Source organism: Odoribacter sp. AF15-53 (genome assembly GCF_003479425.1).
Lineage (GTDB): Bacteria > Bacteroidota > Bacteroidia > Bacteroidales > Marinifilaceae > Butyricimonas.
The window spans coordinates 251,345-271,716 of sequence record NZ_QUHC01000004.1; the positions used below are offsets into that span (position 1 = coordinate 251,345).

Annotated in this window: 16 protein-coding genes; 12 read left to right on the forward strand and 4 right to left on the reverse strand. The window is 44.5% G+C overall.

The genetic code is table 11. The annotated features are described in order from the left end of the window. Positions 1-16: 16 nt before the first annotated feature. The 5 genes from DWW52_RS10815 (at position 17) to DWW52_RS10835 (ending at position 6,231) form a co-directional block, all read left to right on the forward strand. Entirely contained in the window at positions 17-922 is a 906-nt protein-coding gene (locus DWW52_RS10815) for a hypothetical protein (protein ID WP_118715523.1), read from the forward strand. Between the two features lie 10 nt (positions 923-932). Continuing rightward, complete coding sequence (locus DWW52_RS10820) at positions 933-2,027, forward strand: TlpA disulfide reductase family protein (protein WP_158582569.1); 1,095 nt, start codon at positions 933-935, stop codon at positions 2,025-2,027. 262 nt (positions 2,028-2,289) lie between these two features. Further along, positions 2,290-3,372 (forward strand): TlpA disulfide reductase family protein, encoded by a 1,083-nt coding sequence (locus tag DWW52_RS10825; protein WP_118715525.1) that lies wholly within the window; start codon positions 2,290-2,292, stop codon positions 3,370-3,372. Between the two features lie 5 nt (positions 3,373-3,377). Continuing rightward, positions 3,378-4,481, forward strand: a complete 1,104-nt coding sequence (locus DWW52_RS10830; protein ID WP_118715526.1) for a TlpA disulfide reductase family protein — start codon at positions 3,378-3,380, stop codon at positions 4,479-4,481. 265 nt (positions 4,482-4,746) lie between these two features. Further along, positions 4,747-6,231, forward strand: coding sequence for a hypothetical protein (locus tag DWW52_RS10835; RefSeq protein WP_233556837.1), 1,485 nt, complete (start codon positions 4,747-4,749; stop codon positions 6,229-6,231). A gap of 51 nt (positions 6,232-6,282) precedes the next feature. Here DWW52_RS10835 and DWW52_RS21310 read toward each other — a convergent pair whose 3' ends face one another. After that, positions 6,283-6,432, reverse strand: coding sequence for an EamA family transporter (locus DWW52_RS21310; RefSeq protein WP_255418986.1), 150 nt, complete (start codon positions 6,430-6,432; stop codon positions 6,283-6,285). 114 nt (positions 6,433-6,546) lie between these two features. On the opposite strand from DWW52_RS21310, the gene DWW52_RS10845 reads away from it, so the two are divergent. Further along, positions 6,547-7,926: an MATE family efflux transporter gene (locus DWW52_RS10845; RefSeq protein WP_118715527.1), complete on the forward strand. Its 1,380-nt coding sequence runs from the start codon at positions 6,547-6,549 to the stop codon at positions 7,924-7,926. Here DWW52_RS10845 and DWW52_RS10850 read toward each other — a convergent pair. Next, entirely contained in the window at positions 7,897-8,475 is a 579-nt protein-coding gene (locus tag DWW52_RS10850) for a Crp/Fnr family transcriptional regulator (protein WP_118715528.1), read from the reverse strand. The genes DWW52_RS10845 and DWW52_RS10850 overlap by 30 nt on opposite strands. A gap of 253 nt (positions 8,476-8,728) precedes the next feature. On the opposite strand from DWW52_RS10850, the gene DWW52_RS10855 reads away from it, so the two are divergent. Genes DWW52_RS10855 through DWW52_RS10875 form a run of 5 tightly spaced genes read left to right on the forward strand, consistent with a single transcriptional unit; the run spans position 8,729 to position 16,404 of the window. Next, positions 8,729-9,829 (forward strand): SPFH domain-containing protein, encoded by a 1,101-nt coding sequence (locus DWW52_RS10855; protein WP_118715670.1) that lies wholly within the window; start codon positions 8,729-8,731, stop codon positions 9,827-9,829. A gap of 9 nt (positions 9,830-9,838) precedes the next feature. Continuing rightward, positions 9,839-10,927: a hypothetical protein gene (locus DWW52_RS10860; RefSeq protein ID WP_118715529.1), complete on the forward strand. Its 1,089-nt coding sequence runs from the start codon at positions 9,839-9,841 to the stop codon at positions 10,925-10,927. Positions 10,928-10,938: 11 nt separating this feature from the next. Beyond that, positions 10,939-13,716: a transglutaminase family protein gene (locus DWW52_RS10865; RefSeq protein ID WP_118715671.1), complete on the forward strand. Its 2,778-nt coding sequence runs from the start codon at positions 10,939-10,941 to the stop codon at positions 13,714-13,716. After that, entirely contained in the window at positions 13,713-14,168 is a 456-nt protein-coding gene (locus tag DWW52_RS10870) for a GNAT family N-acetyltransferase (protein ID WP_118715530.1), read from the forward strand. The genes DWW52_RS10865 and DWW52_RS10870 overlap by 4 nt, the downstream gene beginning before the upstream one ends. 22 nt (positions 14,169-14,190) lie before the next feature. Continuing rightward, a complete protein-coding gene (locus DWW52_RS10875; protein WP_118715531.1) occupies positions 14,191-16,404 on the forward strand; it encodes a beta-N-acetylglucosaminidase in 2,214 nt (737 codons plus the stop codon). A gap of 125 nt (positions 16,405-16,529) precedes the next feature. Here the strand turns inward: DWW52_RS10875 and DWW52_RS10880 are convergent, their stop codons facing one another. Both DWW52_RS10880 and DWW52_RS10885 read right to left on the reverse strand, forming a co-directional pair. Next, positions 16,530-17,855: an MATE family efflux transporter gene (locus DWW52_RS10880; protein ID WP_118715532.1), complete on the reverse strand. Its 1,326-nt coding sequence runs from the start codon at positions 17,853-17,855 to the stop codon at positions 16,530-16,532. A 110-nt stretch (positions 17,856-17,965) separates the two neighbouring features. Next, positions 17,966-18,469: a hypothetical protein gene (locus tag DWW52_RS10885; protein ID WP_148315358.1), complete on the reverse strand. Its 504-nt coding sequence runs from the start codon at positions 18,467-18,469 to the stop codon at positions 17,966-17,968. A 679-nt stretch (positions 18,470-19,148) separates the two neighbouring features. Between DWW52_RS10885 and DWW52_RS10890 the strand changes: the two genes are divergently transcribed. Then, a complete protein-coding gene (locus DWW52_RS10890) occupies positions 19,149-20,303 on the forward strand; it encodes a sugar MFS transporter (RefSeq protein ID WP_118715672.1) in 1,155 nt (384 codons plus the stop codon). Positions 20,304-20,372 lie beyond the last annotated feature (69 nt).

Consider the following 20,372-nt stretch of genomic DNA (forward strand, 5'->3'; position numbering starts at 1 on the left):
ATTAACAAGAAAAGGTATGAAAACAAATATATGGATATTGCTTGGAGTTTTAGTAGGAATGATCGTTGGTTGTGACAATGATGACAATATTACTCCAACCGAAGAGCCAGAGACTTTTGACGGGTTATATGTTCTACCCCAGGGAAATCATGATTATGATGCTCGGATCGTGGCTCTTTCAGAGAAATATAATACTCGGATTTATTATAAATTTGTTGCGAAAGATTATTATTGGACGATTAGTTCTGATATTCGTTGGACGTTAGACACGGCAACGAAAGCACGTAAGGCCGGATATGAGGCAGAAGTGGCTGATGAAAATTATGTAGGAGGGCAATTGGATTTGTTGGAGAATCATTTTTTTAAGTATTTCTCAGATACGTTACTCTATCGGGTAATGCCTTTTAAGGTGTTATTAACCAGTAAATTTGACTATGTGAAAGCTGGTTCGGGAATGCCGACGGAACTTGATCGTACCTTAACCCATGCTTACTTCGGATATGATTATATTGGATTTAATTGGGGGAATGCAGAGGTGAAGCGAATGACAGCGGGGCAGGTAAATACCTTCAAGTCAGAAGCGGTGGCCAAGTTTTTACAAGGAATTGTCGAGCGGGGATTGATAAAGCGCACTACATTATTTACTTCGGCAACAGATTATAATTCCTCAGCTATAACTAATGCTAATAAATACGAGTACGGAATCTTACATTATAGTTACAGGACGATTGCCGGGGATTGGGAGCAGTATGTGAATGCTATCGTCTCAACTCCGTATGAACAATTGATAGCCCCTGGTGGTATTTTGCATCCGGATATAGATAAAAAGCAGATGATTCGTAAGAAATATACTTACATGATCGATCATTTTAAGAAGGAGTATAATATTGATTTGCAGGCTATCGGTGATGATGTACAATAAGACAATGAATATGAAATGGGTTGGAATAGGGATATTGTTATCCGTAATATCCTTGATCGCTTGTGCGGATCGTTCGGGGTATACGGTGACCATTCAAGGAGAAATCGAGGGGATAAAATATGGAAAGGCTTACTTGAGTACGTTGGGTGAGAATAATTCGATACTACTTTCAACACCTATCGAAAATGGTAAGTTTACGTTAAAAGGGGCGTTACCTGAAAAAGGGCGTTACCTCTTGAATGTTAATAGAAAAACGATATTTCTTTTCCTCGACGGGGAGAATATACAGGTAAAAGCTTCGTATAATCAGCTGGATAATTCTGATATAAAAGGTTCAGAGGCGAATGATCTGGAACTGGAATATAGTCAGCTGGTAAAAGAAAAATACCAGAAAGAGTTTGGTAAACTTCAAGCTGATTATCGGGAGATATTGCAGCAAGGTGATCAGAAAACGGCTGATGATAAGATGAGTGAAATCCTGCAATTGGGAGAGAGACGTTACCTGTTGGCTAAGGAGTTTATAAAGAAGCATCCGGATAATATCTTTTCTATTCATATTGCAAATATGGAAACACAGGGAAGATATGAAAAGGGGAAAGAATTGTATGATCTTCTCTCTCCCGCTATGAAGCGGACCACTCAGGGCAAAGAATTAAAGCAACGTGTTGACGAACTGGCAAATTCAGCCTTAGGAGTTCCATGTCCGGGTATACAGGCAGAAACGGAACAAGGGGAGTTGATCACGATTGATTCTCTGAAAGGACATTTTGTCGTGTTAGACTTTTGGGCATCTTGGTGTGGCCCTTGTCGGCAGGAAATGAAGAATTTGAAAACGCTGCATGAAGAATTTGCTTCTCAAGGAGTGAGCTTCGTGAGTATATCCTTTGATGATTCAACAGAAAAGTGGAAAAAGGCTTGTGAAGAAGAACAAATCCCTTGGATGAGTTTGCTTGATAAAAAAGGATGGAAAAATTCGGAAATCCGGCAGGCTTTGGGAATTCAACAGATTCCGTTTATCGTTTTGTTGGATCGGGAAGGGAATATTGTTGCTAAAAATATCAGGAGAAATCTATTACGTGATAAACTTGTTGAAGTAGTCAAGTAAAATTTCCGGAAGATATAAATTGTTGTGTGGGATTGGGGATGTCTCGAAAGTCAATTTATATGTAATTACCACCTCTAGCCTCTCCTTACACAGGCGGGGAAACCGCTTGGTAATCAACTCTCCCCCTACACAGGGGGAGCCGGAGAGGGTAGAGGTTTCGTGGAAAAAGACTTTTGGGAAAGCCTTATCTCCCGTCCCCATTTTTGTGTGTGAAGGAAATAGTTGATCGTAACTTTTTAAATAATCCATAAAATAGAATTGTATGAAAATCAGTAGTTTGTTGTTCGTTCTTTTTATTAGTCTGTTTTTTTATATGCCATTATTAGCTCAAACGGAAGAGCTGAAATTTTATTCGAAAATGGACCAGATGTATGCGGATTTGCTTCGGGCTGATAAACGCAAGTTGCCTGCCACGGAGTATGCTTTGTGTTTTGATAAGGTGGATCAAGCTGTATTGGCTATGATCGACTCGTTGCCGACGAAAGATTTGAAAGAGAAAGCGATGTTAGTTTCTTACAAAAATGTATTGAATACATTAGGACGTTATGTTGATGAAACCGATCAAGCGTTGAAGAAAAAGTTGGACAAACGGGTGAAAGGGTTGAATATGAAGTCTCCTTACGTGGATCAACTTCCTTATATACAAGAGTCTAATTTATACGGAAGGTACATGGCACATTTGAAGATGGGACAATCTATATTTGAGCGTGCTTCTTATGTGTTGAAACATTCCAAAAGTGATGCATTCCATCGGGAAAGCGTGATGCCGATTTTGCGGTCCGGTATGGCATATTATGGTTATTCGGATTCGGTGAAGATGTTGCTGAAGGAAGTAAAATGTTATGCGAGAGATTCTCAGCTCCTTGCTTTTGCCGATATGGTGAAGGCGAAAGGAGAGGCCTTGAGTAAAGGGCAACCGGCTCCCGACTTCAACATGATGGACGAGAACGGGAGAACTTACCGGTTATCTGACTTCCGGGGAAAATATGTTTTGATGGATATCTGGTCTACAACTTGTGGGCCATGTGTAAAAGCCATGCCTGTTTTGATTGAGACAGCAAACCGGTATAAAAAGTACGAGAATGTCGTCATTATGACCATGGCTTTGAATCCGGGACAGGAAGGATGGGTCAAGTTTATGAAGAATAAAGAGTTCTTTGGAAAAATGACAAATATGCGGTGTACGGATAATGCGTCGAAATTCATGGATGACTATGCCGTATGGGTCCTTTTACGTTACGTGTTGATTGATCCCGAGGGGAACATCGTGGATGCATGGCATATATCCCCGTCCAAAGAGGAGTTCACGGAAATATTTAACAAAGAGGTTGGAATTAAATCATAGAAATAATGAAGTATTATATTGTATTGTGCGGGTTGCTCTTGTCTATTTTATGGGGAAGTACTCCCATTACGGGCCAAAATCTCTCCGAACGGGACGAAGTTATATTGAAAAGACTTTTTTATCATTATAATGCGTTGTTGAATCCTGAATGTATAAAATTACCTCCCGGAGAATTTATGGAACGTTTTTCGGATCTGGAAAAACAAGTTCAGGTTTCAATGGATTCCTTGACAGCTCCGATTTCTAGGGGAAAAGCTTTTTTGTATAACAAACAGGGGGTTTTGACTAGCCTCGGACGCTACGTCACGCAGAAAGATGTTGAAGGTGCCGCAATCTTGAAAGAGGAATTGGAAAAGCGAATTTCCGATCTTAATATAGATTCTCCGGATTTGGATCTGTTATCTGATTTTGAAATTAGGAGTTTGTTGGAGGCGTATTATAATTGGAAAGCACCGAGGACTTCTATGGCCGAACGATCCACGAGTGTATTGTATAATATAAAAAGCGAAAAGGTGAGAAGAGCTTATGCATTATACAATTATAAAATGATGATACAACTTAGCGGGAGTTCTTTTCTCTCGGAAGCGTTGGCATGGGATTTTGAATTATGTTCTGTTGATTCGGTAACACTCCAAGAAGTACGAACTCTGAGTAAGAAATATAAGACGATCACGAAAGGACAGGTGGCATACGATTTTGAAATGGAGGACGAAAAAGGAAATTTGCACCGGTTATCCGACTTCCGGGGAAAATATGTATTTATGGATGTCTGGAACACGCTATGTCATGTTTGCGTGGAAGATTTACCTTTATTCATCCGGACAGGAGTCCGTTACCGGGACAAGGATGTGGTTTTTCTGACCCTCTCGTTGGATTTAGGGCCTATCGGCTGGAAAAAACTTTTGGACCAAAAGAATATTTCTCGTTCAATCCCGCATTATCGTTCGACACAAAGAACGGAATTTATCAATAACTATTGTATTTACGGGATGCCCCGTTATATACTGGTTGATCCTGAAGGGAAAATTGTAGATGCTTGGAATCGTTCCCCCAAGACTCCTTATTTTGAGTCTGATTTTGAACGTAAAATAGGAATAAGAAATGAATAACGATTGTAGAAACGGACTAATTTATCCAGATAGCTTTTTAATAGGGTAATCTTATTGTTATTAGGAGCTTATACCTCATGCCTGTTACAACTTGTTGACGGGTATGAGGTATTTTTATTTTGGTAAAACTTTGGGAATAGGGGAGTATTACTAATAAATTCAAAAGATATGGTTATATTTTAATATTTTTTTAGGAGAATGGCTGTTTATAAATTATTACATTTGAACTTTAATTATTTGTGTTTTATATATTATTTATTGCGAGATGAAACAAATTTACCGATTATCAATTTTGTTGTGTTTGATGATTTCGGTGATACCGTTGTGCGCTCAGAAAAAGAAAGCGCATGGTAATGCCCGAAATGAGTATGTAGTGTTGGCATCCAAGGATTTACAGCAGGATGCTGCATGGATGCAAGTGGTGGATGCTTTGAAGAAAAAGCATGGAGCCGAAGTATTTTTCTACGAGAAAGCGCCTCGTGAACTTTTGGGGGATCTTCAACGGGTGAAGCCTCGTTACGTGGCGATAGTGGAGAAACCCGAACATTTGAACCGGGATTACGTGATCGACTTGAATAAAATGAGTCGTGAGGTCGACGAGGATATTTTCGCGGATTTCCTTTGGGGAATTATTACCGGGTATGATGCGGGGGCGGCAATGAAAATGGTGAACAATAGCACGGAACCTTTGGTCGTAAAGAATGCTTTGGCTACAATCACGGAGTTGAAAAGTGCCAAGTGGTTTGACCGTTACGCTTGGGTGGATGACCAGACATTGGGATTGTGGGGGGAGAAGACAGGTAAAGGCGAAGCTGTGAAAACCGATAAGGTATCGGTTGATGGGCGGTTGAAGAAATTGTCGGACCTGTATGCTTGGTGTGATCCGGATTTGGTGGTAACTGCATGGCATGCTACAGAGAAAGATTTACAAGTACGTTATTCTACGGGTGACATCCGGGCGAAAGACGGGAAATTGTATTTTAATGATCATAAAACAAAAGTGACTTGGGATGTACCGGAGAGCGGGAAACGTAAAGTGTATTTTGCCGTGGGTAACTGCTTGATCGGTAACGTGAACAACACGAAGGAAAGTATGGCTATCGCATGGATGAATGGCGGTAATGCTACTGTGATGATCGGTTACGTGGTGACTACTTGGCACGGACGTAACGGTTGGGGTGGTTTGAAGTATTGGGTGACCAATCCGGGACGTTATTCTTTGGCCGAGGCTATTTACATGAATCAACAGGATTTCCTGTTCCAGCAATATCAATGGTATCCTTCTTTGATCAAAGAGAATTATCCCACGTTTGAAGGAAATGAATTCCAGCTTGCCGGGAAAAAGATAGCTGAAGCGATAAAAGGACAACCGACTAATGATCAGATCGGTTTTTGGCATGACCGGGACGTGTTAGCTTATTACGGAGATCCGTTGTGGAACGTACGTTTGCAAGAGGTGCCGGGAGAGAATGATTTTACGGTGACTTCAAAGGTTAAAGGGAAAAAATGTGTTATCACGATCAAGACCAACGAGAATTTTAGTCTGGAGCGTATGAAAGGTGATAAGTTCAAACAGGAACACGTGTTGGATTTACCGTTCAGTTATTTCTTCCCCAAAAGATTGAATAATCCTCGCCTGGCTGCCGGACAAAACTGGAAAGTCGCTGTGGATGAGAACTTCCTGATCGTTTACGATCCGGAGTTTAAGCCGAATTCAACTTACGAGGTGGTTTTGGATATTGACAAATAAGTTCAATTTATAAATAATAAAGAGGCGTTACAATGATTTGTGACGCCTTTTTTATACTTTTTTCTTACGTGTGGGGAGTCCTTTTTCCGCCACGTACACCCCGCAAATAATCAAAAGTGCGCCCCCGATAGCGATAAACGTGATGTGTTCCTTCAGTACGATTGCTGATGCGATAAGCGTGATGAGAGGCGTGAGATAGATGTCATTTCAAAATGCAAGCGGGTTTGTGTTTCTTGATAATGAACTTTTTGATGTAGATCAAGTCAACGTGAAATATGGTGTGTTATTTTTGTGCCCGGCAAAAAAGGAGGCTGGATGAAACCGAAAAAAACATTACGCAGACAACTATTTCAACTTACGGGACCTATATTCGTGGAGACCTTGCTAATCATGTTACTGGGGGCCATGGATACTTTTATGCTTAGTAGTTATTCAGATGATACTGTGGCGGCCGTGGGGGTTGTCAACCAGTTGTTGAATCTGGTATTTCTAGTGTTCGGGGTTTCCACGGTGGGAACTTCCGTGCTGTGTTCCCAGTATTTGGGGGCGTCACAACATGCTAACGTGCGACAGGTGATCGGGGTCTCTCTGTTATTCAATACTTTGATTGGAGTAATGACCAGCGCATTGCTGTATTTCCGGGCGGAGTCGTTACTGAAGATGATGGATTTGTCACCGGAGTTGGTGAACGAGGGATTAGCCTACATGCAGATCGTGGGAGGTTTTGCTTTCTTGCAAGCCATAGCGTTGACAATGTCTGCCGTGTTGCGAAGTCATAACAAGGCGTATTACCCGATGCGGGTGACATTGTTGATGAACATACTGAATATTATCGGGAACTACGCCTTAATATTCGGTAAGTTCGGGTTGCCGCAAATGGGGGTCGTGGGGGCCGCAATTTCAACGTCTTCCTGCCGGGGGGTGGCGTTGGTATTGCTTCTGTATATTACTTTTGGGAAGGTGGTACCTCATTTTTCGTTTTCTTCCGTAAGGCCATTCCCGTGGGATAAGTTAAAGAATTTACTGCATATCGGTCTTCCGGCAGCGGGAGAGCAGGTTTCTTACAGTTTGTCGCAGGTCGTAATCACGTATTTTACGGTGATGCTGGGAACGGCAGCCTTGACCGCACGTACTTACGCGATGAATATTATTTTGTTTTCCTACGTGTTTTCTGTGGCGTTAGGGCAGGGAGCAGCTATTCTTGTCGGGCATCTCGTGGGAGGTGATCGGGCGGATGCGGCTTTCGTGTTGCAGAAGTATTGTTTACGGCTTTCTATCATGGTGTCGATTAGCGTGGCGGTGATCACGGCAGCTTGCAGTAAGTTGATCTTTGGAATGTTGACGGCTAATCCGGAAATTATTTATATGGGGGTGATGATCCTCTGCATAGATGTCGTGTTGGAAGTGGGGCGTGCGGTGAACATCTTGTCGGTAAACGTGTTGAATGCCGTGGGAGATGTGACGTATCCTTTCGTGACAGGGGTGATCGTGATGTGGGGAGTGGCAACGGCGTTAAGTTACGTGTTTGGAATCTCCTTTGGGTGGGGACTTGCCGGGATGTGGGTGGCTTTCACGCTGGATGAGAATATCCGGGCGATTATCTTCGTGCGTCGCTGGAACAGTCGGAAATGGGAAGGAAAGACCTTTACCCGGGTTGAAAAGTTACTAAAGCAGACCAGCTCTCACACGACTTAGCGTTTCGGGAGTCATGCCGAGGCGGGAGGCGATGTGGATGAGTGGGGCTCGTTTCACAACTTCGGGATGTTCCGTTGCAAGGCGGTGATAGCGTTCTCTGGCTGTTTCGAAGCGGCAGGCATCGGCTTTCTGTTGTGATTCGATCAAAGAGTTCTCAAGCATTTTACAATACATGTGTTCCACTTCACGGTTTACCCGGATAAGAGATTGAAATTTGTCGTGCGGGAGGGAGTATATGATCGTGGGTTCAAGAGCCTCGATAATCAAGTAGCTGGGAATTTGACGGAAATAACTTTCCAGGGATACGAACATACCTTTTTCGTAGGAGAAATGTTCTGTGAGGTCCCGTCCGCCTTTGTTGTAGAACAAACGAATCATACCTTGTGCGACGATGCTGTAATACTTGCATATTTCTCCTTCCCGAAGAAAGATTTCCCCTTTTTCCAGTTCAAAACGCACGAGGATATCAGCTAGTTGCCGGTGTGTTTCCGGGCTTAGCGGGACGGTTTGAACCTCGAATTCCCGGATTATTTGTTCTTTAGAGTCCATAACGCGAAAATAGTGAACTTTTTTAGTCGAAAGTTTGTAAAGTCTATAAAGTTTATAAGATATTCGCGCCCGCAGGCACTTTGTTCTCGATAGCCAAGGCTATCAATGAATGTAGTCTAGAAAATATCGCTGATTTTATGGATTTTGCATGTCGATAGCACTGCATTATATATTTTATGAACCAATATCGCGGGAAAACATTGTAAAAAAGTATATATTTGAGGTGATTTATAATAACACTAAAATTAAATACATGGGGCTTTTTGATAAACTTAGAGGTGAGTTTATAGACATTATTGAATTTCTGGATAATACTCAGGACACAATCGTGTATCGCTTCGAGAGATATGGTAACGAGATAAAAAATAATGCAAAACTCATTGTCCGGGAAGGACAGATGGCAGTCTTTATTAATGAAGGACAGGTGGCGGATATTTTTTCTCCGGGTACCTACACGCTCAACACGGAGAATCTCCCGATATTGAGTACGCTGAAAGGATGGAAATACGGTTTCAACAGTCCGTTCAAGGCTGAAGTGTATTTTGTGAACACGAAAAACTTTATTGATCAGAAATGGGGGACAAAGAATGCAATCATTCTGAGCGATAAGCGATTTGGTATGGTTGAAATCCGGGCTTTTGGGATGTACTCGTTCAAGATTACGGACGCTCCTGTCTTTATCCGGGAAATCGTGGGAACGAACCAATCGTTTACAACCCAGAATATTGCCGAACAGTTGAAGAGCATTATAGTTACTCGTTTTTCCGATGCCACGGGAGAGTCTAATTTACCGATCGAGAGTTATGCGTCCAACCTGAACGAGTTGTCGGATACGATATTTGGTTATATGCAGGGTGATTTTGCCGCTTACGGGATGGAAGTTACCAAATTTTTGATAGAGAATATTTCCATGCCGGACGAGGTGAAAAAAGAGATATTCGAGCTTAGTCGTCTGGAGAAAATTGATTTGGATAAATTGACCAAATTAAAGGCTGCCAAGGCTATGGAAGCTGCTGCCGAAAATCCTTCCGGGACGGCAGGAATGGGGGTGGGGCTTGGAGCGGGTATCGCCATGGCCCAACAGATGACCCAGAATATGATGAACTCGTCGGGAAAGCAAAACGAACAGGATACACCCCCGCCATTACCGGGAGAAGTCCTGTATTACGTGGCTATTGACGGGCAACAGTCCGGGCCGTATAATCTGGTGCAACTGGGGGATTTGGTTGAAAAACAGATGTTAAATCGGGAGTCTCTAGTATGGAAAAAGGGATTGTCTGAATGGGTTCCGGCAGGTAATCAAGTGGATTTGCAAAGTTTGTGGACGCTGATGCCTCCCCCGCTTCCCCAATAGTGATAAAATATGACGGAGGAATCGGAAAATAGCAGGAAAGCCAGTGAAACATATCAGTGCGAATGTTGCGGGGCTGCCTTGAAGTATGAACCGGGAACGGCGTTTTTGCATTGCGAGTATTGCGGGTCGGATACCCCGATAGAGACGAATGTGGTGGAGAATGTCAACGAATTGGACTACATGCAGTACATTCACTATTTCGAGGAAATTAACACGCAGAACACGCATGTGATCAAATGCCGGAAATGTGGTGCGGAATCTACATTCGATGAAAATATGAAATCCATGGAGTGTCCTTATTGCGGCACACCTTTAATAGAAGCTGATGCTCACTACGAACGGTTGATTAAACCGTCTTACTTGCTGCCGTTTCAGGTTTCCGGTAAGGAGATTGACGCTTGTCTGTACCGTTGGTTGCGGAAGTTATGGTTCGCTCCTGATAACCTGAAAGAAAGAGCTCGTTGTTCGGAGAATCTACAAGGGGTGTATATTCCTTGTTGGACGTATGATGCACAAACGGAAACGGGGTACACGGGGCAACGTGGGGTTACCTATACCGTTACGGTGGGTACGGGGAAGAATCGACGCACGGAGACCCGTACCAGATGGACATTTCGTAGCGGTCATATATCCCTCTTCTTTGATGACGTGATGGTTCCCGCCTCCAAGTTAATCGCCTCGCAAGTCGTGGCGGAAATTGAAAATTGGGACACGGAGAACCTCGTGGAAATGGATGATAGGTTTTTGAGTGGCTTCGTGACTGAAAAGTATATTATTAATCTGACACAAGGTTTTGACATCGCTCAAGGCAAGATGGCAGCGGAAATTGATTCTGCTATTCGGCGGGATATCGGGGGCGACAGGCAACGGATATTATCAAGGGATACCCGGTTTGATAATATCAAGTTCAAATTGATTTTGTTGCCTGTATACATGTCCTCTTATTCGTATGGAAAAAAGATGTACCATTTTTTCGTGAACGGGAGAACCGGGGAAGTTACTGGAAATCGTCCTTACAGTACCCTGAAAATCGTGTTCACTGTCATTTGGGGGCTTTTGGTACTTGGGGGAATAATTTATTGGATGAATACTCAATAATAATAAATGAAATGAAACGTGTTCTGTTTTTATTACTGGTCATACCGCTGTTGTACGCGTGCGAGGAAAAGCATTTTATAACTGATTCTACTTATCGGAAGATGGTAGAAGAGGATTTTCAGAAGAAGCAAGAAATTTTGGGAAATATTCCTGGAAATTTGTATGCAGTATTTGATTCTTCCATGACCGTGAAGGAACGAGAAGCTTTGATGTTTCTTTATGCCTATTCGCCTTTGATTGATATCTCTTTTTCGGGAGGGGAGTTTCTGTTAGAAAATGTACGTCTGGCTTTCCGCGCCCGGGAAGAAATGCCTTGGGGAAAGGCTGTTCCCGAGGAAATATTCCGGCATTTCGTGCTTCCGGTGAGAGGGGGAAAAGAGAATCTGGACTCGGCTCGGGTGGTTTTTTACGAGGAGTTGAAGGAACGGGTGGCAGCTTGCGGGTCAATGGAGAAAGCAGCGCTAGAAGTCAATCATTGGTGTCATGAGAACGTGATATACAAACCGACCAACGCCCGGACTTCTTCACCTTTGGCCACGAGGCAACGAGCTTACGGACGATGTGGGGAAGAGTCGGTTTTCACGCTGGCCGCGTTGCGAGCCGTGGGTATTCCCGCTCGCCAGATATACACGTCCCGTTGGGCGCATTGTGATGATAATCACGCTTGGATCGAGGTTTGGGTTGATGGTGAATGGAAATATCTTGGGGCTTGTGAACCGGAACCTCGATTGAATATCGCGTGGTTCACTTTGCCCGTGCAAAGAGCGATGTATGTGGAAGCGGAGGTGTTCGGGAAATATACCGGGGGGAAGAAACTCCTTTACGAGAATGGTAGTTTTAAAGTCTGGGGAGAGGATGGAAGCGAGGGAGAGGAGATTGTTTCCGTGGGAGACAACGGGACGATTGTGAACGTGACTTCACATTACACGGACGTGGGGCAGAAAAGAGTGATGCAAACGGGGATATTTCGTCTGGAGGTGAACGCTAAAGAGGTGAGAAACAAGAAAACAGTAGTGCGAGTACTGGACGGGGAAAGACAGCCTGTTGAGAATGCGAAAGTAGAGTACAAGATATTTAACTACGGGGAATTTTATCCCGTGGTAACTCTTTATTCCGACAGTCAAGGGGAAACCGTTTTAACGCTGGCACGAGGTGATTTGCTGGTTTGGGCCACGAAAGGCGAACAACTCGGGTTTGCCCGGTTTCCCGTGGACCAGCAGGATACCCTTGTGATTACATTGGATAAGAGGACGGGTGACGCTTTTTCTGGTCAATTTGTCTTGGTTCCGCCCGAACAAAGAGATATCAAGGCCTTGACAACCGACGAGGAAAGGGCCGTGAATGATCACCGGTTTGTTTACGAGGATTCTTTGCGGAATGCTTATATCGCCACATTCATGACGGCAAGGCGGGCACATGAAATCGCCGCAGAATTGAAGGTCGATACGGCTCGTTTTACCCGGTACGTGGAAATGGCCCGTGGAAATTATCTGGAGATCGAGAAATTGTTTCGACAGGCTCCGGATAAGGAGTTGGCCATGCAGTTGTTGGATGTCGTGACGGAAAAAGATTTGCAGGACACCCCGGCTGAAGTTTGGTTACAGCATTTGGTGCAAGTGAATTCCGGTATAGATAGCGGGATGTTTCAGAAATATGTATTGAACCCGAGAATACAGAATGAATTGATCACGGCTTATCGGGAATCGATTCGCGTGGCATTTGGGAAAAAAATACTGGAAGTTGCAGACAGAAGTATTGAGATGAGCGCTGTGGTAAGGGAAATCATGCGACTGGTAGGAGAGTTTCGGGTGACCGATTACCCGGCGAAAGTTCCAACTCCTCCCGTTGGAGTGTTGCGGGCGGGAGTAACCGATGCGTTATCCCGGGATATATTCTTCGTGGCTGTTTGCCGGACCTTTCTAATACCGGCTCGTTTAAGTACTATCTCGGGTAAACCGGAATATTATATTGATGGGAATTGGCACACGGCTGATTTCACGGCTGAAAAATCTCTTCCCAGGGGTAAACTGATGTTACATTACGCGGGAGAACCCGTGAAAGATCCGAAATATTTCTTGAATTTCACGATCGGAAAGATCGAGAACGGACGGGTGCGCACGATCGATCTGGGAAGTAATGCCGACGTGGATATGGGTGTTGGGGCTTCATACAAAACAATATTTACAAATCCGGTAGAGTTGGAAGAGGGTAGCTATGTCCTTTCCACGGGCAACCGTCGTGGTGACGGGGCGGTGATGGCAACCTTGACTTCTTTCAAGGTTGAGGCGGGTAGGCAGACGGATTTGGATATGTATATCCAAGCTTGCGAGGAGGAAACGAAAGTTTTGGGGAAGGTTTCTTTGCCATTGTCTTACATGTCGGAAGTAACCGGGAAATTGGAGAATGTGAGTATCCCGGAGAAAGGATATACGGCTATCGCTTTGATAGAAGCCGATAAAGAGCCCACGAATCATTTGTTACGTGATATGAGTGGCATGAAAGGGGATTTTGAACAGTTGGGAATACCGTTATATTTCGTGTTCCGTAATCCGGAGAATCAGGGAAAATTCAAACGGGATGATTTCCGTCCTTTCCCCTCGACAATCGCGTGGGGATGCGATCGGGACGGTAGCCTTCTTCGTTGCTTAAGCGATTGTTTGCAATTGCAAAACGCAGAGAACTTGCCTCTGATTGTTTTGTTGAATGCGGAAGGTGAAGTGGTTTTCGTTTCACAAGGTTACCGGGTTGGCTTGGGAACTCAGATTATGAACGTGATGAATCGAAAATGATGGATATAATCGTGAGGGAATTTGACGAGCGGGATGCGGAAGCCGTGTCCCGTCTGATCCGGAATAATTTGATGTTTGTGAATAGCCGGGATTACGAGACTTCGGTGATTGATTATATGTGTGGTTTGTTTACTCCTGCATACCTTCGGGACATGATGGCTACCCGGGCTATGTTTGTAGCCGAGGAGAACGGGAAAGTCGTGGGAACAGTCGGGTTGGAAGGGGATGAGGTGTGTGCCCTGTACGTGGATCCGGAGGTGCATGGAAGGCGGGTCGGGGAACGATTACTGCGGCAGATCGAGGATTTTGCTTTGAGTCGCCATGTTCACCTCGTGCATCTGTCCGCTAGCCTTACAGCGGTGGGTTTTTACGAAAAAATGGGGTATAGTTCGAAAGAAAAAGAGGAATCCGAGTTGTTTGGCCCGGCTTATATAATGACTAAATTATTATAAAATTACGAATAAACGTTTTATTATGGAAAAGTTACTGATGTGTTTCGTCTGTTTTTTGTTGTTACAGGTGAAAATCATGGCTCAAGATGTTCAGGTGCAACCTACTCCCCGGCAAATGACCGTGAAGGAAGAAGGTGTGATAACTCCCGTTTCTTTTCGCTTGGAAGGAGAATTGGAAGCTAATCCACAAGCAATTAGGTTGTTGAAAGCCTTCTTGGGAGATTGTCTCTCGTCGAAAGGATTACCCTTGTACGTGGGGGAAAAGGGCGATCGTGCCGTGCAAGCCCGAAAATGTCAGATTCCCAATCAGCTGGAGGGGTATTATCTGGAGATAACGAAGAAAGGAATCACGCTTGCGGGGAATGATGAGCGGGGAACGTATTATGCCGTGCGTACTTTTATGCAGTTGTTTCGGGATAATCAATTGCCTCAGGTTGAGATCCGGGATTATCCTGACGTGCGTTTCCGTGGGGTTGTCGAGGGATTCTACGGAACGCCCTGGAGCCACGAGGCCCGGTTGCGACAGTTGCAGTTTTACGGGGAAAATAAATTGAATACCTATATATATGGTCCCAAGGATGATCCTTATCATAGTTCTCCCAACTGGCGGAAGCCTTATCCCGAAAAGGATGCGGTCCGTCTGGCGGAACTGGTGAAAGTGGCGAATGAGAATGAGGTTGATTTCGTGTGGGCTATTCATCCGGGGAAAGATATACAATGGAACACGACCGACCGGGATTTGCTAATGGACAAGTTCGAGCACATGTACGATTTGGGGGTGCGTTCTTTTGCCGTTTTCTTTGATGATATTTCCGGGGAGGGAGCGAAAGCCGAGCGACAGGTGGAGTTGTTGAATTATATCGACGATCATTTTGTGCAGGTGAAACCGGACGTGACTCCCTTGATTGTGTGCCCGACCGAGTACAACAAATCGTGGGTAAACCTTGAAGGCGGTTACCTGACGACCTTGGGTACGAAGTTGAATCCTTCCGTGGAAATCATGTGGACGGGTGATCGGGTGATTGCCACGATGACCCTCGAAGATGTCGAGTGGGTACGGGAAGTGATCCGAAGACCGGCTTATATCTGGTGGAACTTCCCCGTTTCCGATTACGTGCGGGATCACCTTTTACTGGGAGAGGTGTACGGTAACGAGACTACGATAGCGAAAAGCGTGTCCGGATTCGTGGCGAATCCCATGGAATGGGCCGAGGCTTCCAAGGTGGCAATATATTGCGTGGCTGATTATACGTGGAATATGCAACAATATGATAGTGCTCGGTCATGGGAGCGGGCGCTCCGTGCGATCATGCCGGAAAACGTGGATGCTTTTACCGTTTTTGCCCGGCACAATTCCGACTTGGGGGAAAATGTTCATCGCTTCCGTCGGGAAGAGTCCGTGCTGATCCAGCCCGTGGCAGAACGTTTTATGAAGAGTTATCGGGAGGGACGTTATGATGAGCGGGATTTCCAAGTTTTGCGGGATGAATTCGAGCGGGTAGCCGAAACGGCTGATCTCCTGTTGATAGACGATGAGAATGAGGCTCTGATAAAAGAGATTACCCCATGGCTCTACCAGTTCAAGATTTTAGGGGATGCCGGGCAAGAAGCTTTGACTATGCTAAAAGCCGAGGAGGTTGGCGACAATGCGTTGTTCTTGCGGAAATATAATCACGTTAAGGCTTTACGGAAAAGGAGCTACGAGTTGGAGCGCCAATTTAACCCAAATCCTTATCAACCGGGAGTGAAGACCGGGACGAAAGTATTGCAACCTCTTGTGTTGGATATTTTCACGGAGGCCACGGAACGTTTTAACCGGAAAAACGGCACTGATTTACTTGTGCTGGCTGACTATTCCCCGTGCAAGCAGACCACGAATATTCCGCAACTGGATCACCTTCCTTTACAGGTATATCCCAACCGGATACATTTTACCCCGTTGCTGGAAGTCGTGAAATGGCCGGCGGGAGCATCTTTCCAGTTGGAATTTGACGAGGCTTACCTAATTCCCGGTACACGTATCGATCTTGGGATAAAAGACGATATCACCTGGGGACTTATGGAAGTATCCGCTGATGGTGAGACGTGGCATACAGTGCCTTTAACCCGGGACACTCGTGACCGTTGGAATGGTAAATGGGAAACCTCTCCCGTGAAATATCTCCGATTCACGAACACGGGCCAGACCGAGCAGCAGGTTTACTTGCGGGAGTTTTATGTGGTGTTTAATAAATGAGTCTGTAAAGTCCATAAAGTCTATAAAGTCAGTGGGCCCCCCGGCGCTCTGTCAACGGCAGCTAGTGCTGCCGACAAATACGTCCGAAGGACATCCGTGACCTTATAGACTTTATGGACTCATTATCATATTTTCTTTCCTGTCCATTTCCCGCTTTTCATGTACCAGAAGCCGAAGAGGAGGAGAATTCCCCAGTAGGCGTGTTCCGTGGTCCAGCAGATGGCTATATCCACTTTCAAGTAGAATACGATGTAAATGATGTAGAGCACGTAGAAAATCAGTGTGACAAACTCCATGTATAGGGCCATGCGGGTGTTACCCGTTCCCGACACGGCATTAAATAGTATACTGCCGGGAGTGGAGAGAAGCGTGGCGCTCATCATCACGAAGAGGGAGGAGATCGTGGCCTGAATCAGTTGCGGGTCGTCCGTGTATATTCTCAGGAACGTGGAGGGTGCCAGTAGGATAATGATGCCTAGGGAAAGCACGAACAGATAGCACATTTTGATTGTTTTGAGACAGGTGTTCCATACCTGTGAGGCGGCGTTGGCTCCGATCAGGTTACTCACGAGTGAGCTGGTCGTGGCGGCGAAGGCGGAAACCGGCATGAAGAAGAACATGGCGGCGCTACGCACGATATTCGATACGGCTAGCGGGCGTTCTCCCAGATGTTCCACGGCGATAAAGAAAAGGAACCAGGTGGCCATGGCCAGAAAAGATTGAATCATGGTCCACACGGAAATGTTGAGTATACCCGATAATAGTTTCGGGTTAAAACTGGACAAGTTGAAAAGCGCGTATTTTCGCCAATCTACTTTGTACCACGTGTACGTGATATAGAAGAGCATGGATACCAGTTCGGCCACGGATGATCCGATAGCGGCACCGCTGATGCCTAGTGCCGGGAATCCGAATTTACCGAAAATTAAAAGGTAGTTGAGTACGACGTTTGTTCCAACCATGACGAGCGAGTTGATCGTGAGTATGCGGGTCGTGGTGATTCCCACGAAGAAAGCCCGGAACATGACAGCGACGAACGAGAAAAAGAACCCGAATACCCGCCATTTCATGTAACTGTTCGTTGCCACGTAGACCTCTTCCGAATCGATCACCGAATGAAGTACCGATGGAGAATAAATGCGAGAAACGAAGAACATCATGGCGGCAAGTCCCAGTAGGAATAATACGCCTTGGATAAAGATGGGGCCGATTTCTTTGTAATTACCTTCCCCGTTGCGCCGTCCGATAAGGATTTGCGCCCCGATACTGAACCCGAACGCCAGCATGTAAATAGCCATGTAATACACGCCTGCTAAGGCCGAAGCTCCCAGTTCAATTTCTCCGACTCTTCCCAGAAAGGCGGTGTCGGTCATGTTTATTAGGTGTTCCATTAATAAACTGACTAAAATGGGGAACGTGACAGTCCATATTTGCTTGTGCGTGAATCTCATAGTTAAAATGTATCTCGTTTTTTATCCGGGCTGCAAAGATACGTAATTTTATCTATTGATGTTAGGAATAAAAGGTGATAAGTGAAGTAAAAAGGGATGTTATGCCGTATTCACGGTTTTATCGTCAGTAGGTAAGGATAAAGGAAGTTGGCGATCGTGGAACGAGGATAGTAAACTCCGAGAATCACGAATAATTCGTAATCCGGGGTTAAAATGCTTGCGTCCCGGGCGTTCATAAACGTGGTGACTTTCTCGATGTAATCTTTCATGGCGGAGCAAGACGGCAAGGGCATGAAACGATAGGTGACATTCTTACAAAGGGTGGTGAGGTGTTTGAAAAATAACCTGCAGAATAGGTTGCTGATCTCCTTGAAGCGAATTTCTAGAATCAGACAATCCCTCGTGATATTCAATTGATAGGTTGTCTCGGCCGGGATAAAAGTGAGTTCTTCTCGGTGAAGATCGTGGCTTCCGGTTCCCGGAATTTCGATACGAGCCTCTCCTTTCAAGAGAATGAGGGTTAAATTGTAAGCAAAGGTTTCCCGTTTGACTTTTTCTCCCATGTCATGTTTGTTCATGGTGAAGTTCAAGCTAACATTATCGTTTTGATTCATAGTACTATTTTCGCCGTATTCACGCATCGTAAAGCCTTTGCATTTGTATCATTAAACGTTCGTTTAAAGATATGTATAAAAATGACTGCATGTATGTCTTAGAGTCTATATAGATATTGAATAAAATAAATAATTTAATGTAATTATTTGATTTTTGAAAGTGTTGATATACAACGAAATATTATTCGTTTTGCATGGATGATAATCTATTTTTTGATAAAAACACATGCTTAATAAAAAAATGCTTATTTTTGTCTGAATAAACGAACGGTTATTGCAATTCTCGTTTGTGTCGGTCGATACCGTTGTGTAGCCATTTCATGGTAAATTCCATTAGAGATTGGGGTGTGTTTAGGGAGTAATCAGTTTACATGAAAGAATTATAGATGTTTGATAGACGTATCAAAGACGTTTCTAGAGCGTCTTTGATCTGTCTTTGGAGCGTCTTTGTACCCTTATCTCTTTGGTAACTCTCCCTTAATTCTGACTGATCTCATGATGATAAATGTTGTGATTCATGGGCGAGGGGCAGGTGTCAATACGTACCATTTCATGTCAAGGAGTATATATTTTAACGTTTTCGGGAGTAAATGAGGCTATAAATTTTTAGAAAATTAAAATGAAATTGTTTACATTCGTCACCTCTTTAGTGTTTTTTGTTTGTGTTAAATTGTATATTATGAAAGAAAAGTCTACGAGTATTAAGGCTTTATTGCCTGTGTTGTTCGGTTTTTTTATCATGGGATTCTGCGATGTGGTTGGAATATCAACCAGTTACGTGCAGGCGGATTTCGGGTTAAGCGAAACGGTGGCCGGTTTTTTACCTTCCATGGTTTTCCTGTGGTTCTTGTTGCTGGCTGTTCCTGCAGCTATTTTTATGAACCGGATCGGTCGGAAGAAGACCGTGTTAGTGAGTATGTTGGTAACGATCGTGGGAATGATAATTCCTTTTATTGATTATAATCTGTACACCTGTCTGGTGGCTTTTGCCCTGTTGGGTATAGGTAATACCATTTTGCAGGTATCGTTGAACCCGTTGTTGACGAACGTGGTGAAGGGAAACGTGTTGGCGAGTTCGTTGACTGCCGGGCAAGTGTTGAAAGCCGTGTCGTCTTTCTGCGGACCGTTTATCGCTGGTTTTGCTGCCACGGTGTTGGGTAACTGGCAGTATTTGTTCCCGATTTTTGCGCTTCTAACTTTGATTTCTATGGGATGGTTGATGATGGTACACGTGAAGGAAGAAGCCCCGGAGCAAGAGACTTCCTCCTGGGGTGCGACTTTCGGGTTGTTACGGGATAGAACAATTCTGTTGCTTTTCTTGGGTATCGTGTTTGTCGTGGGAGTAGACGTGGGAATTAACACGGTGGCCCCGAAGTTGTTGATCGAGCGTTGTCATTTTGCCGTGGCTGATGCGGGCGTGGGGTCGAGTGTTTATTTCGCGTTTCGTACGATCGGTGCGTTCGTGGGAACGTTTCTGTTGGCCCGCGTGGCGGGAAGCAAGTATTTCCGGGTGAATATTTTAATTGCCATTGTAGCGATGATCGTACTATTCTTCGTGTCGGGACAATATCCGATCATGATACTGGTTGCTCTGATCGGTTTCACGTGTTCCAGTATATTCTCCCTGATTTTCTCCATGGCTATTCAAGCTCGTCCGGAGAAAGCCAACGAGATTTCCGGTTTGATGGTGACGGGGATTTTCGGGGGAGCGGTGATCCCGCCATTGATGGGATATTGCACGGATATTATTGGTAGTCAAGCCGGGTCACTGATCGTGATTCTGGGTTGCATGTGCTATTTGTTGTATTGTTCGGTTGGAATTAAAGCTAAATAATTTTAGATTTCATGATTTTAGATCCGGCCTTTCTTTTAGTTTTTATCTTTTAATTTTTAACTCTAAAAG

What these genes read in the sequence shown, in the direction of transcription:
- DWW52_RS10835 (WP_233556837.1), top strand. Translation starts at nt 4,747, where the DNA reads ATGAAACAAATTTACCGATTATCAATTTTGTTGTGTTTGATGATTTCG.
- DWW52_RS10875 (WP_118715531.1), top strand. Translation starts at nt 14,191, where the DNA reads ATGGAAAAGTTACTGATGTGTTTCGTCTGTTTTTTGTTGTTACAGGTG.
- DWW52_RS10850 (WP_118715528.1), bottom strand. Translation starts at nt 8,475, where the DNA reads ATGGACTCTAAAGAACAAATAATCCGGGAATTCGAGGTTCAAACCGTC.
- DWW52_RS10815 (WP_118715523.1), top strand. Translation starts at nt 17, where the DNA reads ATGAAAACAAATATATGGATATTGCTTGGAGTTTTAGTAGGAATGATC.
- DWW52_RS10885 (WP_148315358.1), bottom strand. Translation starts at nt 18,469, where the DNA reads ATGAATCAAAACGATAATGTTAGCTTGAACTTCACCATGAACAAACAT.
- DWW52_RS10870 (WP_118715530.1), top strand. Translation starts at nt 13,713, where the DNA reads ATGATGGATATAATCGTGAGGGAATTTGACGAGCGGGATGCGGAAGCC.
- DWW52_RS10890 (WP_118715672.1), top strand. Translation starts at nt 19,149, where the DNA reads ATGAAAGAAAAGTCTACGAGTATTAAGGCTTTATTGCCTGTGTTGTTC.
- DWW52_RS10825 (WP_118715525.1), top strand. Translation starts at nt 2,290, where the DNA reads ATGAAAATCAGTAGTTTGTTGTTCGTTCTTTTTATTAGTCTGTTTTTT.
- DWW52_RS10830 (WP_118715526.1), top strand. Translation starts at nt 3,378, where the DNA reads ATGAAGTATTATATTGTATTGTGCGGGTTGCTCTTGTCTATTTTATGG.
- DWW52_RS10820 (WP_158582569.1), top strand. Translation starts at nt 933, where the DNA reads ATGAAATGGGTTGGAATAGGGATATTGTTATCCGTAATATCCTTGATC.
- DWW52_RS10880 (WP_118715532.1), bottom strand. Translation starts at nt 17,855, where the DNA reads ATGAGATTCACGCACAAGCAAATATGGACTGTCACGTTCCCCATTTTA.
- DWW52_RS10855 (WP_118715670.1), top strand. Translation starts at nt 8,729, where the DNA reads ATGGGGCTTTTTGATAAACTTAGAGGTGAGTTTATAGACATTATTGAA.
- DWW52_RS10845 (WP_118715527.1), top strand. Translation starts at nt 6,547, where the DNA reads ATGAAACCGAAAAAAACATTACGCAGACAACTATTTCAACTTACGGGA.
- DWW52_RS10865 (WP_118715671.1), top strand. Translation starts at nt 10,939, where the DNA reads ATGAAACGTGTTCTGTTTTTATTACTGGTCATACCGCTGTTGTACGCG.
- DWW52_RS10860 (WP_118715529.1), top strand. Translation starts at nt 9,839, where the DNA reads ATGACGGAGGAATCGGAAAATAGCAGGAAAGCCAGTGAAACATATCAG.